This window comes from Spirochaetota bacterium (assembly GCA_038043445.1).
Lineage (GTDB): Bacteria > Spirochaetota > Brachyspiria > Brachyspirales > JACRPF01 > JBBTBY01.
The window spans coordinates 1-13,513 of record JBBTBY010000075.1 but is presented as its reverse complement, the minus strand read 5'-3'; the positions used below and the strand labels follow the sequence as shown (position 1 = coordinate 13,513).

General features: G+C 51.6%; 16 protein-coding genes. 6 read left to right on the top strand and 10 right to left on the bottom strand.

What is annotated here, in order from left to right; all coding sequences use genetic code 11:
* Nucleotides 1-357, bottom strand: a 357-nt coding sequence (locus AABZ39_12220; protein ID MEK6795539.1) for a hypothetical protein, incomplete at its 3' end; no start/stop codon positions are given.
* 3 nt (nt 358-360) lie between these two features.
* Complete coding sequence (locus AABZ39_12215; protein ID MEK6795538.1) at nt 361-1,335, bottom strand: hypothetical protein; 975 nt, start codon at nt 1,333-1,335, stop codon at nt 361-363.
* 632 nt (nt 1,336-1,967) lie between these two features.
* Between AABZ39_12215 and AABZ39_12210 the strand changes: the two genes are divergently transcribed.
* The 5 genes from AABZ39_12210 (at nt 1,968) to AABZ39_12190 (ending at nt 5,597) form a co-directional block, all read left to right on the top strand.
* On the top strand, nt 1,968-2,744 hold the full coding sequence (locus AABZ39_12210; GenBank protein MEK6795537.1) for a haloacid dehalogenase-like hydrolase: 777 nt from the start codon (nt 1,968-1,970) through the stop codon (nt 2,742-2,744).
* Nucleotides 2,745-2,776: 32 nt separating this feature from the next.
* Nucleotides 2,777-3,571 carry a hypothetical protein gene (locus AABZ39_12205; GenBank protein MEK6795536.1) on the top strand — a complete coding sequence of 265 codons (795 nt, stop codon included), beginning with the start codon at nt 2,777-2,779 and terminating at the stop codon, nt 3,569-3,571.
* Between the two features lie 171 nt (nt 3,572-3,742).
* Nucleotides 3,743-4,513, top strand: a complete 771-nt coding sequence (locus tag AABZ39_12200; GenBank protein MEK6795535.1) for a hypothetical protein — start codon at nt 3,743-3,745, stop codon at nt 4,511-4,513.
* Nucleotides 4,514-4,589: 76 nt separating this feature from the next.
* Entirely contained in the window at nt 4,590-4,955 is a 366-nt protein-coding gene (locus AABZ39_12195; GenBank protein ID MEK6795534.1) for a hypothetical protein, read from the top strand.
* A gap of 87 nt (nt 4,956-5,042) precedes the next feature.
* Nucleotides 5,043-5,597 carry a hypothetical protein gene (locus AABZ39_12190; protein MEK6795533.1) on the top strand — a complete coding sequence of 185 codons (555 nt, stop codon included), beginning with the start codon at nt 5,043-5,045 and terminating at the stop codon, nt 5,595-5,597.
* Between the two features lie 104 nt (nt 5,598-5,701).
* Here the strand turns inward: AABZ39_12190 and AABZ39_12185 are convergent, their stop codons facing one another.
* The 8 genes from AABZ39_12185 to AABZ39_12150 all read right to left on the bottom strand — a co-directional run bounded on the left by AABZ39_12185 (nt 5,702) and on the right by AABZ39_12150 (nt 12,378).
* Complete coding sequence (locus tag AABZ39_12185; protein ID MEK6795532.1) at nt 5,702-6,229, bottom strand: hypothetical protein; 528 nt, start codon at nt 6,227-6,229, stop codon at nt 5,702-5,704.
* A gap of 21 nt (nt 6,230-6,250) precedes the next feature.
* Nucleotides 6,251-7,048, bottom strand: coding sequence for an ADP-ribosylglycohydrolase family protein (locus AABZ39_12180; protein MEK6795531.1), 798 nt, complete (start codon nt 7,046-7,048; stop codon nt 6,251-6,253).
* A 93-nt stretch (nt 7,049-7,141) separates the two neighbouring features.
* Complete coding sequence (locus tag AABZ39_12175; protein ID MEK6795530.1) at nt 7,142-7,609, bottom strand: HNH endonuclease signature motif containing protein; 468 nt, start codon at nt 7,607-7,609, stop codon at nt 7,142-7,144.
* Between the two features lie 7 nt (nt 7,610-7,616).
* On the bottom strand, nt 7,617-8,129 hold the full coding sequence (locus tag AABZ39_12170; protein MEK6795529.1) for a hypothetical protein: 513 nt from the start codon (nt 8,127-8,129) through the stop codon (nt 7,617-7,619).
* Between the two features lie 62 nt (nt 8,130-8,191).
* Nucleotides 8,192-8,695 carry a hypothetical protein gene (locus AABZ39_12165; protein MEK6795528.1) on the bottom strand — a complete coding sequence of 168 codons (504 nt, stop codon included), beginning with the start codon at nt 8,693-8,695 and terminating at the stop codon, nt 8,192-8,194.
* A 121-nt stretch (nt 8,696-8,816) separates the two neighbouring features.
* Entirely contained in the window at nt 8,817-9,287 is a 471-nt protein-coding gene (locus AABZ39_12160; GenBank protein ID MEK6795527.1) for a hypothetical protein, read from the bottom strand.
* The gene (locus AABZ39_12155; GenBank protein MEK6795526.1) at nt 9,220-10,158 is read right to left on the bottom strand and encodes a hypothetical protein; all 939 of its coding nucleotides are present in this window, start codon (nt 10,156-10,158) and stop codon (nt 9,220-9,222) included. The genes AABZ39_12160 and AABZ39_12155 overlap by 68 nt, the downstream gene beginning before the upstream one ends.
* A gap of 3 nt (nt 10,159-10,161) precedes the next feature.
* On the bottom strand, nt 10,162-12,378 hold the full coding sequence (locus AABZ39_12150) for an AAA family ATPase (protein MEK6795525.1): 2,217 nt from the start codon (nt 12,376-12,378) through the stop codon (nt 10,162-10,164).
* Nucleotides 12,379-12,499: 121 nt separating this feature from the next.
* Between AABZ39_12150 and AABZ39_12145 the strand changes: the two genes are divergently transcribed.
* Nucleotides 12,500-13,513, top strand: a 1,014-nt coding sequence (locus AABZ39_12145) for a WYL domain-containing protein (GenBank protein ID MEK6795524.1), incomplete at its 3' end; no start/stop codon positions are given.

Sequence of the window (13,513 nt, the reverse complement as noted above, 5' to 3'; positions counted from 1 at the left end):
GCCGGCCGCCGCTATGATGATGAAAAGCGGATTGACCGCGCGAATACGGAAATACTCGCGGACGGGCTTGCCGTGCCAATTGCGAAACACTACCAGGGTCAGCCCCAGGAAAAAGATGAATTGAAAAACGACGGTTATCACGAGTACGGGTATTTGATAACGGCGATACGTGTCTGCCAGCTGCTGGATGACATCCCGATCGACCGAACGCGTGTGATTCCCGAGCATATCGATGATGGCGAACGTGTTCGAGGCGAGTGAACCGATGAAAAAATAAAGTCCGCCGACCAGACCGATCATAAGGAACGCTGCGAACGCGGTGCTCCGCCCCTTCTGCTCCCAGTATCCTTTTTTCATCTGCTATGCAGCTTTGCGCTTTTTCGACGCACGAGCGGTGAGGTCGACGAAGAGGAGCGATTGAAAGGCAGGATATACGACAGCCATGGCGACGGACTGAATATACATCGATGCGCCGATACCCCAGGCAAGATTGGCGAACAGGCTCGGGAACGTCTTCATATAATCGTTCGTTCCGGCGAGTATCGACTTGATGAGTTCGATGTAGCCGGGAAGGATAAGGATGAATATCACCGGGCCGCTCAGTATACCGACGGCGAATCCGAGTATGATGCTGACGAGGAGCGTTAACCCGAGCGTACGCCAGAACGATCCGCGGACGAGGGCGAACGATCTTCCCAACGATTCGAATGCGCCGAGCGTGCGGTCGTATACGATGGCGGGCAGGGCGAACGAGCTTTTGAGCGAAAGCCAAAGCACGAAACCCAGGAACGCCATGAACCATACGATGCAACCGAGAATGAAGAAGATGATACCCGCGCCGTGCATTCCGTCACGCGCAGCCATAAAGAATATCCCGCCGAGCAACAGTCCGTAGAATAGAAGAATGCCGACGAAGAAGAGCGACCCGATGATGACGCTCTGTCCTGTCATGCGGGGGATGAGCGACAGCGTTCCCGTTATCACCTCGCCGACCGATGAACGGGTCTTGCGTATGGTGTCGAACGAAAGACGCATCGTGAACGCGTACATGATATAGCTTGTTATCGCGAAGAGGAATGCCGCGGCAAAAAGGAGGGCGTAGGGGGCTGCGATCATCAGGAACGCTTCGAGAATCTCATTGGTGTCGCTCTTTGCCTGTATGCGCTCCATGAACGCACCGAGCGAGCCGAAGAGCCAGCGGAACGATATGAGATAGAGCGCTGCGGACGGGAGAAAGACGACGGCCCCGGCGATGAGGCTTTTCATCCAGTTCGCCTTAACGAGCTCGCCCGTTTCGTTGAAGAAATCGTTCATCGTGAACTGTTTCAATGCCATGACCGCCTCCTGTGCTGGTGGAACGGAACTGTATCCGACAGTATATTCCCGCCTCGTTATATCGTCAAGGCACGTTCGCGGCAGGTGAGTGACTATCAATTGCAGGTAATATATGCCGCCATATAAAAGAGCACGGCTTTTTAACCCCGTGTTTGTTTTATCATACATGCTGTACACGGGGTCAAGACCCCGTGCGCTATACCTATAGAGAAAAGTCGCTCACTCGCGGCAGCGGTAATGATCACTGCAGAAGTATGCAATATGCATCACAACGCTGCTTGACGTAATATAAATGAGGTATCTGTGTGCGCGTAATCCCCGGATGTCCATTCGGCGCGGACTTGCGCAAGCTCTGCACGCATCGCGGCTACCTCGGATGAAAGTTCCAAGACAATTGCGATGAACTTTTGTTTTATACAGGCATGTACATGGTAACATATTTCCCCAACAATAATAAATCGATTTTTGCCTTCCCATTCGGAGACCGAAATAGAACTGCGCTCACCGAAAAATTGCAATATGCCGATTCTTTAGTATACTCCCCCTATGCCGGAAGATGAACCTGTAACACGGCGCCCGCTCACCGAACGCTATTCCCCCGAGAACATAGCCACGCGTTACCCGCCGACGCTATGACACCCGCCGCTGTCATCTGCGATTTCGACGACACGCTCGCGCCGGACAGCACGAGCGCCTTCCTCGCGCATATCGGCATCGATGTGGAACGATTCTGGGGGCATGTTGTAAAACAGCGTATGGATGACGGCTGGGACCCCGCCATGGCGTATCTCTATGAGTTCATCCATGCGCTCCGCGAACGATCTGTCACCCGCTCCGATCTTTCCGCATTCGGCCGCACGCTCGAACTCTTCCCCGGCGTCCATGAGCTGTTTTCATCGATACGGAAAGAACACCCGTGGATGGAGTTCTACGTCATCTCCAGCGGCATAGGCGATATTCTCCGCGCCTGTACGCTCGCGCCCGTGTTCACATCGATATTCACGAGCGAGCTTTTCTATGAGAACGATATTCCGGTGTACCCGAAGAACGCGATAAGCTTTACCGACAAGACGCGGTATCTTTTCCAGATATCAAAGGGCATGCACGGTCCCGAATACCGCACGAAACCGTTCGAGGTCAATCGCCGCATCGATTCCGCGGACGCACGCATACCGTTCAAACGCATGCTCTATATCGGCGACGGATATACCGATGTGCCGTGCTTTGCGCTTCTCATGAAGAACGGGGGGCAGGCGCTCGCTGTGTATGATGCGAAGAGCGATGAGAAGCGTATGAGGGGCTTGGGTTTTGTGAACGACAGGCGAGTTATCGATGCGCTGTCGTGTGATTATTCTGTCGGCGGAAAATTAAACGCAGCTCTAGCGAAATTTGTTGAAATGATTCAGTAATCTTTGTACAATGGAAAAATAACGAGGAAATCATGAAAGTCATCGGTATAGACCCTGCTCCAAAAAAAGGCCTGACAATATTCGGTGATGTGAAAACGGAATGGGAGAATCCCGTTCCGATCAATAGATCCCGCGAATTTATTAAAGAACTTAAATATGAAAAAGACTTACTTGTTTGTTGGGACTCGCCTTTGACCGGTCCTCCATTTGCTGTAGTTGAAGGAAATGATGAAGCTCAAGATAGTGACTATACGCAACGACCAATAGAACATTTTTCTTCATGCAAAGATTTTGATTTTAAGGCAAATAATTGCATATCCGTCAACCCATACTCTGGCTTGTCTCATTGGACGATATCTCGCTCGCTGATAGGTCTTCCAAGAACTGGTCCGTATGACAATAGTGAGAAATTGCCGTTTTCCCTCATTTCTGATGAAACGAAGAAACCGAATAGTGGTCTTAACATCGTAGAGGTACATCCTGCACTTGCAATGTGGCTTTGGCTTCATGAACAGAAAGATATAGATTCATGGAAATACAAGGGAGACCATCAAGTTTGTGAATATTTCTGGAAACGACTATTAAAAATTGAAGTTTTCAAAGAGATTTTTTTAAATGCATGCCACCAGGAATCACTTTATGATGATAACTTACTTGATGCGCGCATCGCATATGCGCTCGGATGCCTTTTGTTAAAAGACAATAATTCCGTTATTATACTTGGCAATCTCGATCTTGGAACATTTCTTCTACCTAACGTCAAAAACTTAGGAGAAAGATTTCGTGCATTTATAGAAAATCGAGATCAGCATGTTAGTCGACCATAGATTGCCCATTTGTTATATCAAGTACCATGGTAATTCCTTACATCTTTGAGAGCCCCCTACATTTATTAAGTGCATTTTGCCGCGAACAGAAATAACCGCACGACAGATACTGACGCTTCGCCATGGTATGATCACCAACGTGCCATTCAAAGATCCATACAAGGAGAACGCATGAGCACTTTTCAGCGATACATCGGCATCGATTATTCCGGCGCAAAAACATCGGATGATCGTCTGCCGGGAATCCAAGCATATATGGCAACAGGGAATTCAGCACCGGAGCATATAAATATACATCCAAGGCAACATAATTGGACAAGACGCGAGCTGGCGGAATGGCTCATCGATAGTCTGAACTCCAGTGATACTCCGGCGATCGTCGGCATAGACCACGGATTTTCATTCCCAATCTCATATATGCGCGAGCGCCGCCTTACTGCATGGAACGCTTTTTTACTTCGATTCGAAAAACTGTGGCCGTTACGGAATGCCGGAGTATGCGTTGACGATATACGTTTCGGGAAACATCCGCCGCCGTTAGGGAAGCGCGACGCATTGCGCATCACTGAGAAGTGGACGAGCTCCGCAAAGTCCGTCTTCTGTTTTGATGCCAGGGGAAGTGTTGCCAAATCGACATTGACCGGATTGTCATGGCTCATCGATATCCGCCGCCGGCTCAAGAAGAATGTATTCATCTGGCCGTATGACGGATGGCTGCCTCCCCGCGGGGCACATGTGATCGCCGAGGCGTATCCATCCATCTTCAAACGCCGGTATATATATGTGACCGGGAATGAACATGCACGGGATGCATTCGTCACGGCGCGCTGGCTTCAGGACATGGATCATAGGAATGCGCTGCAGCAATACTTTCAGCCTTTCCTTACCGATGAAGAAAAAAGCACTGCATCGATAGAAGGCTGGATCTTAGGGGTGCTCTAGATCACTAACCGGCAACGACAGATACTGCCGAATCACTATGATATACTGACCATAATACTACTTCGGGAGGGATGCCATGACACTGGGTATCGTCGGAAGCAGAACACGCGATAGTGAAGCCGATAAGGAACTTGTCCGCGAGTATATCCTGAAACGCCCGCCCGATCGCATCGTTTCCGGCGGGTGCGGCACCGGTGCCGACAGGTTCGCCGAGGAACTCGCGCTTAAGCTCGGCATACCCATACGCGTGCACGCCCCGGACACGACGGCCATTTCGGGGCGAAACGACATGCTCTCGCGGTACGCCGCGCGGAACAGAAAAATTGCCGCCAATGCCGACGTGCTCCTTGCGCTCGTAAAAAAGCCGCGCAAAGGCGGTGCTGAACAGACGATAAAACTGTTCAAGAAGATGAAACCGCTCGGTCAGCTCGTGCTGCGCTGATACAGGAGTGCTCATGGAAGTCTTTATGGAGATACAGCGAAATTTGGCTGCAAATGTCTGTCATACCGTATACGAGGAGGCGCGCCAATGAGGACGATACGATACTTTGATCATCACGAGTATACCCGGAGGTATCTCATGGCCCCGGACGGCATTCATGCGGGCGAGCAGCATTTCATTGCCTGCTATATCATTCCGCTCATGTATGACCTTTACCGGATGTATCCCCGGCATGCCATGCCGGACGGTATGAAGTCACTCGCAGGCGATCTTATCTATCACATGTTCGGCAACAGACTTGTCATCGAAGTAAAGATCGGCGCCGTTCAGCTTACAAAAAGAGAAGTTGGTTTACCGGTCACCATGCTCTGGGCGATAGACGGCGAGGGCATGCTTCTGATCGACTGGAAAACTTTTATGCACAGATACCTGATGATAATGAACACAGGAAAACGGCGGGGCTGCCGCTACCGGCACTACGGCCCGCGCGTGAAAATATCCGACCTTGCCGGCATTGCATCCAGGAAAACGGCGATCTATTTCAGATACGGGGATAAAGTAAAAGTGAAGGATATTCTCAATGCAGTTCGACGGTTCATAAACGGATCGATCCGCAGGTCATCGTCGCGGGTCAGAAAATAGCCGGTTACAGCATGACATATCTTGCTGACAGCATGCTTTTGTGACCGCTGCGCCCATCTGTGTTCATCCGTGTCCATCTGTGGCAATTCTACTATCTGCTTTGCTTATTCATCACACTGGCGAATATACTCGAGTACATCGTCCAGGTCATGCGGCCATTCCATCTGATCGAGTATGAATATATGAAAGCTCTTCGCGTACACCCTTCGGCTTTCCTCTGACGGGAATTCCCCGCGGACAACGGCGCCGAGCCCGCGTGCATACGCCGTGTACTGATCGCCGAAAAGCTCGGCCTGATCGGCAAAGTCAAGGCCGTCGCCCGGTGATGAGGTTTTCAGTTCTGCGAGAATGGCATCCCCCAGTTTCACGAATTCCTCCATGCCACTGCTCTCCGCCTGTACGAGCGATCCGCCGCGCGCGCTCATGTATACGGATGCAGCGATGTCCCATGCTTCGATATAATGATGCTTCCCGAAGAGCATGACCATTTCGCGTATGCACGTATCGTTGTCGATGTCGCTCGCTGCGTCAGCGAGGAAACTTTCGAGAACGCCGTGCCGCCGGAAATGGTCGAGTGTCAGTGAGAGCCATGTCTCTTTTCCCCCTATATCCGCAGCGTTATTTTTCGGCACTTGAGCACCTCCGTTCTATTGTCATGCCGAATAGATAAAAGATACGCGTGCTGCGTGATAACGCTCTTCGAACGCATCAACGACAGCCGTTATATCCGGCGAAAGTCTTTTGCGCACCTCGTCGACGATATCCTTCGGCATTTTCTTATAGAACGCCTGTGCAATGCCGCCGGTTATGGCGCCCAGCGTATCGGCATCACCGCCGAGGAAGACGGCATTACGCACCGCCGAGATATAATCCTCCGATTCGAGAAAGGCGATGATCGACTCCGGCACCGAGCCCTGACAGGTGACATCGAACTTGTATTTCGGCCGTATCTGCTTCAATGTGCGGGACAGATCGTATCGGAATGTCTTCTCTATGTACTCTTTTATCTCCTGCTTCGTGCCGCCCGTTCGTGCGAGGAAGATCGCCGCGGCGGTCGCCTGTGCTCCTTTCATGCCTTCGGGGTGATCGTGCGTTACTCTTGCGCTTTTTTTCGCCTCGGCAAGTGTTCCCTCAAGAGTATCGAATGCGAAACCGACGGGCGATACGCGCATCGCTGAGCCGTTGCCGTAGCTTCCGTACGGCTTGCGGTTTTCGGAGAAAAGCCATCGCCCGAAATTCCCGCCGTAGCCGGCATTGGGGTATCGTATACCGTAGTCATGATATGCCTTCGCATAGCCGCCGCCGTTGAGAATGACATCGGCTGTGGCTATGGTAAGCACGGTATCGTCGGTAAAATGCGAACGCTCTGTCATGAGCGGGAGCGTCATGTCCTTCACATTCCCGAACTCGTATACCGAGCCTATCACATCACCTGCTATTGTGCCTATCATACGGCACCTCCGTTCCATCCGCCGCGCGATCGTTCGGCGGATCTAATATTATCAATATTATCCGCCGAATGGAAGGGTGGGCGGCGCGTGTACTCACAAATCCGCTCCAGCTTGTTGGATGCCTTTCTTTATCTTCTTTATATTTTTGTCAATAATATCATTTATTTCACTCCTGCATTCTTCTAAAAGCTCATCCAGTTCATGATCTTTTTTATACTTATTCTTTGAAATCCATTTTGATATTTTCTTCATTCGTGCTTTATATTCCGACATTTCGTTGCTTTGATGACAATAGATCTTTAGAAAGTCTTTCCAGTCTTCATCTGACTTTTGACAACTATTACAATATATGCACGCCAAAACCCTGTTGTATTTTCCATTTCCTTTTCCAGGAATGACATGATCATAGTGCGGTCTATCGGCTATTTTTCCGCAATAAGCACACCTGCTATTGAACAGTTTTTTTATTTCGTCTTTTTCTTTGTCATTGATGTCTTTATCTATTAACGAAAACAACCCCCGTTTTATCGCATTTTTGAACAGTGCTGCTGATGGCTTCATAGACATGTTATCTCCTTTTCATTTCAGGCTTGCATGGAAATGGCGATCGGGGAAATGTTCTCATTTTCTCCGCTCCACCCGCCAATTCCCTTATTTTCTCTACAATATCTTTTAAAGCCAGAACTTTCGTTATAGCATGTCGAGGAAGAACGATCTTTCTGTACTTTTTATTGCTGTATTGGAACGGTTCCTCCATCATGGCGATCAGCATATTATCAAGATAAATATATTTGTCATGTGATAAATATATTATCCATTTCAGATCGGCAGCTGTTCTCTTTTTCCAGCTTGAATACTGTTTTTCAGTTATGACGAAATAGTCATCGCCGTTGAGTATCTTTACTTCTATTTTCAATATTTTCACTGCACTCTTTAATGGCATAACAAAATCGGGGATAGCATCTTCCTGATATCTTGATGGATTATCAAGACAGAATTCTACAAATTCAGGAGTTGCATGATCGATCATATCATAGATTCTATGATATATTTCTGCGCAGATCTTATGTTCAATGCTCATATTCTATTCATCCTTTTTTTATTTTGGATACTGCCATGGAATGTGCCGCTCTGTCCCGTCCGTCATCCCTTCCACGGATCACCCCCGAGCATGATGCCTTCGATGGCGATGATCTTGACAATGGCAACATGCTCGTTGATGTCCCTCCCCGACGAAGTATATGCTCCATAGAGCCCCTCGACACGCCTGCGGACAGCGCCTGCATGCCTGCTGAACTCAGCTGCAATATGCGTGAACGACTCGAGAGCGGATGCCGCCGCGTGTTTGGGCATGCGTATCCCGTTGCCGCCGGCGAAGAGATAGAGAAGCGCCTCCTTGAGCCCGTACACCGACAGATCAAGGAAGAACTGCCTGCGAACGGTCATCGGCGGCTTTCCGCGGTTCATTTTTACCACGAGCATCTGTCCATGAAATGCGATATCGGTCATTTCCATATCATATACCGGTTTCTGCTCTAGTTCATCCGCAGCTATCTCCGGGTCGGCGACGAATTGCATCGGGATGTCGCTGATGATGCTCCGTATGGCATCGCGGCAGAGGGGTTCGCCGAGCACGTCGTCCAGCATAAGGAGTCGGCCTGGGTAAAGGCGTTTCTTGAGCCGTGAGGCTTTATCGATGTTTTCTCTGAACGCGCTTCCTTTCATGATGATATAGTATATACAGTACGCGACAGAAATTGTCGTACGTTCATTTCCCCGAACCGTTCCGGTATGGCGCACTCGCTATCATTGCGTCTATCTCGTATGGTGCTTCCGCATAACCGCTCTCTATCACCTGTGAAAGATATGCCGCAAGGAATGCCTCTATCGAACCGGCTTGTTCATACTGATAGACATGCCGCAGTTCGTGCGCAAGGATAAAGGGTTCACAGCCTTCCGCCTCCCCGCGCATGTATATCCCGTATCCGAACGTAACGCCCGACACGTGCTCCATGGAGAAATATGCACGGAGTGCCGCTCGGAGCTCGCTGTCTTTCGGCTCCGGCATCGATCGTACATATGCAACGCGCACACGCTCAGGATGTAATACCCCGACAGCTTCGGCTATTGCGATACCGCCTGCCGTCAAGACCGTGCCGGATAAAAGGATGTCAGTTTCCCGCTCCCGCGCCCAGGCTGCCGCTTTCGGGAACATGCGTGCAATATCGAGTGCGTTCATGTTTATCTTCCTTTTCCGGAGCATTCGATACGGCATAGTGCCCGCTCTGGCAGTACAATTTTATTTCATACGTGACCGAACCGATGCGGAGAATATCGCTCCAGGGAATATGCTCGTGATCATACAGCTCGTGAAACAGCATGCAGTGTCTGAAGCCGCTTAGTCCTTCCGATACATGACGGTCATTCCAGTCATTACCGTCGGCAAGTCCGGTTCGCACCCCCGACTTGGGAAGCCCCTCGGTCATCTGCACGATGATATTGTCGCCGCTGTCGTCGTACAATGCATCCTGCTCATCAAGCCGGAACGTTATCCGTACGTCCGCATGATGATCGTTCATCCATTGATGATGCGGCAGCTCTTCGGCCATGCCCATCCATGCATTGACGATATCGGTCTCCATGCCGGCCAAACGCGCATTCAATGCTTCAAGTCTCCGTATCTGCGTGTGCGTAAGCTTTTCACGGCCGGTGTCATCGAGCTTTGTGACGAGCTCGGTGATGTATTCATTCCCGTGCGCTCTGCACAGCGGCACAAGCCCCGGGAATTCGCGCACAAGCGCGCGCTTTCCGCACACGGCGCAGAGGCCTGCGGATGAACGTTCGGCGTCGCGCACGACGTCAAGCAGTTTCCGCGGTATATCGTAGTCGATGAGGTTGAGCCCGCCCCAGAGCGACGTGTTCACCTGGAGAGCAAATCCCGCGGGGGGACGGGCGCGGGCGATGGTCATGCAGGTGCGCCAGAGAAGACGCGTCCATCCGGGCGGACAGTCATTGACGGCGCTCGGGTCCTTGATGAAGGAAAATCGCTCGGCAAAATCATCGGGTGAGCGGTATCGATAGGCCATGCGGCGGCGGAGGAAGAGTATCATATATTATCCCGCGAACCCTATCACCTTGTCGCGGTACACGGCCTTCATCCTCGATTCGCGCATAAGGGCGGCAACGGCGGTGTCCGGCGTAAGTCCTTTCGTGAAAATGATCTGCTGATACACCGCCTTGAAATCGCCGATGGAAAGATCGGGAATGGCTGCGACCGTATCCCATACGCCGGCAAGCGCCGCCGCGTCGAAGAGCGTGCCGAAGAATCTCCCGAAGGCGAGGACCTTCTGCTCGGGGGTGAGATAGTCAAAACGCACCTTGTACGCGAAGCGGCGCATGCTCGCATTGTCGAAATGCTCGATGAAGTTGGTCGTACATATCAGTATGCCGCGGAACGATTCCATGGCATTGAGCATCTCGTTCACCTCGCTTATCTCCCAGTTGCGCATGGCGCCGTCGCGGCGCTGGAAGAACGAATCCGCCTCGTCGATGACGAGAATGCTCTTGGAATCCTCCGCCTCGCGGAAGGCGCGGCGTATGATCTTTTCCGTCTCGCCGACATATTTGTTCATGAGGTCGGATGCGCTTTTCACTATCATGTCCTTGCCGGAGCGGTGGGCGAGATAGCGCGAAAGCTCCGATTTCCCGCAGCCCGAGGGCCCATGAAAAAGGAAGTTAATGTTGCGCACGGGCAATGAAAGCGTACGGGTACGCAGGAGCTCGAACTGTTCTATTGAATCGATGAGCGTCTGCGGCTTCTGATCGATGTTCACAAGGCCGAGGGTGTAATGCTCCATGCCGGCTGCCGCTTCTTCGCGGCGATCGGGGTCATGGAGCACCGTCATCTTCTTGAGTATGTCGGTCATGAGGCGTTGCTTGTCCCGTTCCGGCGCAACGGCATTGCCCACGTGGCGTATGGCTAACGCCGCATGGCCTACCGAAAGATGATGTTTCACTATCGTATCGGTGATACGCTTTTCCTCGACCGAAGAAAGCTTATGCGTCAGAAGGTTCTCATGTATGATGGATGCGGTGACATCCCTGCTTATATTCCTGAAGAGGACAGAATAGATGAAACGCCGGCGCACCGCCTCGTGTACGCCGTTCATGCTGTTCACTATCCAGATGCACGGTGCAGCGTTGTTCTCGATGAGATGTACAAGCCCGGACTTATCGTCCTCGCCGAAGAGACTCCCCGTGTTCAGTATGGAATCCGCCTCGTCAAAAATAATGCAGGTCTTGCCGGCATTCACATACGCCGCCTGGCAGAGACGATAGCGCCCAATGCGAACGGCATCGAGGTCGCCCTTGTCCGGCTTGTCGTCGGAGTATCGGTTCTTCTTCAGTTTCGACTGAATATCGCGGCCGTTACTGAGGAGCACCGCTCTGAAGCCATGCGCCGCAAGGAGGCTGCGCGCGTATTCTGTCTTTCCGGTCCCCGGCTCTCCGTAAAGAAGTATGTTCACGCCGGGCGTTCGGTGCTCGATGGCAGAAAAAAGGAGCGTATGTATCGTATCGGTCTCATCCGCAAGGTGCGAGAAATTCCGTATCGGGAGCGGCGGGGATTTCGGGACCGTAAAACATGTATCAAAGATACGCTTTGGTTCCACCGTGTCCGAAAAGAGCATGTTGAAAAGCTCGACCGAGGGCTGCATGATGCTGAACACACCCCCGTCGATGATGCCGGAGAAAAGCCCCGAATTGAAGAGCGCATGATCGTCAACCACGCTGTTGCTCACGAGCGTTACCGGGACATCGGCGAATTTCGCGAAATGATCGGCCTTTTCCAGGATATTCACATATGCGTCAATGCCGGCAAGTTCGTCCAGGTGATAGAAATACCCCACGACGGACGCCGTCATCATGCGCAGTTCCGCTCGCGATAGATGGAGCGTGTCGGCGATATAGACGAGCTTCCTGCGCACGCTTGAGGACATCTCGGCGCGGCGCTTTTTTACTGCGTCCCGTGTGATTCGCTCTTCCATGTACTCAATCATGAGCCCGAGCGCCTTTCTCGCGTCCGTCTCAATTACGCTGGCATACCCCATGCCGTCCTTCCTGTCCTTGATGGAATGAAGTATTGCCCGGCGTACCTTGATGGTCTTCTCGCGGCAGCGCACAAGCACGGAAAAACGCTTCAGGAGCCCGATATAGTTCATGGCGTTCCCGATGCTGTTCATGCCGACCTCTTTCGCCCTGAGGTGCTTCAATATCCGCACGAGTATCGGGGCGAATTCCATACTGAGGAAATACTTGTCGTGCCGGTTCATGGCGTGCCTCCTGCTACGCGTTCGTACATGCATACCATAGCACTGCGGGGCGTCAGTATCTGTCGCTTGCTTTCTGACGGCATTTATTGCATTCTCCCGCCATCGATGGTATACTCCGTCCATGAAGATACAGTATATATACGAACTCCTTATGACGCTGCTCCGTGACGGCCGTATATCGAGCCATGCCGAGGTGTGCGGCAAGTATATAAAAAAGCGGTCCTTTGAGCGGTATGTAAATACGCTCAAAGATCTTACCGGGGCGAACCTCACACTCACCCCGCGTACCGGGATATACAGCTTGTCAGACCCGGATAAAAAGCGTCTGCGAAAGAGCTTCGGGTTCACCACGGCCGGACAAACCACGAACGATTCGCAAAAACAATTCCTCGCTTTTCTGCAGAAGATCAACGACAAGATGGAGCTCTTTTCACATGAGCCCATACCGGGTATCGCCGATAAGAACATCGAGGGTTATGAGAACGTCATTACCGTGGCCCGTCCGCCGGTATCGAAATTCCCCGTCAGCAGCGACGATATCAAGCGTATCCTTCAGTATACCGCCAATCTCGAGCGCATAAAGTTCCAATACTACCGCTATGCTGCATCGCAGAAATATCCCGTCGAGCTCATCCCGTATGTCGTACATTTTGTCAACGGCAAATGGTATCTCATCGGAAAAGAGACGAAGAGCGGACATATAAAGAAATACCTCCTGGAGAAGATATCCGCGCTGGAATCGCGTGAGCATCTCATGAGAATGACGCCCGCGGAAGCTGCACGCCGCGAAACGGCACGCAGGGAACGCGAAGCGGAACGCACCGCACTTATTGCGAAGATATCCGAAAGCGGCAATATATTCTTCAACAGCGAAGAGAAACCGACCGCAGCTACGGTACGCTTCGGCAAGGACGTCGCCCATTATTTCGACATGAACGACTACGGATACAAACAGTCGGTGAAGAAGCGCAATGCCGACGGTTCAGTGGATGTATCGTTCCAGTTCACATCGTTCTTCGAATTCTGGTTCTTCATAGCGCCGTGGCTCAATGAAGCGGTGATACTCTCGCCGAAAGAATATAAGGATGACGTGGTGGCGTTCCTGAAAACGGCGTGCGAGCGGATTTTGGCGAAC

Bases quoted from the DNA above. Each gene is read 5' to 3' on its own strand.
- AABZ39_12195 (MEK6795534.1), top strand. From the start codon at position 4,590: ATGACACTGGGTATCGTCGGAAGCAGAACACGCGATAGTGAAGCCGAT.
- AABZ39_12215 (MEK6795538.1), bottom strand. From the start codon at position 1,335: ATGGCATTGAAACAGTTCACGATGAACGATTTCTTCAACGAAACGGGC.
- AABZ39_12150 (MEK6795525.1), bottom strand. From the start codon at position 12,378: ATGAACCGGCACGACAAGTATTTCCTCAGTATGGAATTCGCCCCGATA.
- AABZ39_12180 (MEK6795531.1), bottom strand. From the start codon at position 7,048: ATGATAGGCACAATAGCAGGTGATGTGATAGGCTCGGTATACGAGTTC.
- AABZ39_12190 (MEK6795533.1), top strand. From the start codon at position 5,043: ATGAGGACGATACGATACTTTGATCATCACGAGTATACCCGGAGGTAT.
- AABZ39_12160 (MEK6795527.1), bottom strand. From the start codon at position 9,287: ATGAACGCACTCGATATTGCACGCATGTTCCCGAAAGCGGCAGCCTGG.
- AABZ39_12165 (MEK6795528.1), bottom strand. From the start codon at position 8,695: ATGCTGGACGACGTGCTCGGCGAACCCCTCTGCCGCGATGCCATACGG.
- AABZ39_12170 (MEK6795529.1), bottom strand. From the start codon at position 8,129: ATGAGCATTGAACATAAGATCTGCGCAGAAATATATCATAGAATCTAT.
- AABZ39_12175 (MEK6795530.1), bottom strand. From the start codon at position 7,609: ATGAAGCCATCAGCAGCACTGTTCAAAAATGCGATAAAACGGGGGTTG.
- AABZ39_12155 (MEK6795526.1), bottom strand. From the start codon at position 10,158: ATGATACTCTTCCTCCGCCGCCGCATGGCCTATCGATACCGCTCACCC.
- AABZ39_12205 (MEK6795536.1), top strand. From the start codon at position 2,777: ATGAAAGTCATCGGTATAGACCCTGCTCCAAAAAAAGGCCTGACAATA.
- AABZ39_12200 (MEK6795535.1), top strand. From the start codon at position 3,743: ATGAGCACTTTTCAGCGATACATCGGCATCGATTATTCCGGCGCAAAA.
- AABZ39_12210 (MEK6795537.1), top strand. From the start codon at position 1,968: ATGACACCCGCCGCTGTCATCTGCGATTTCGACGACACGCTCGCGCCG.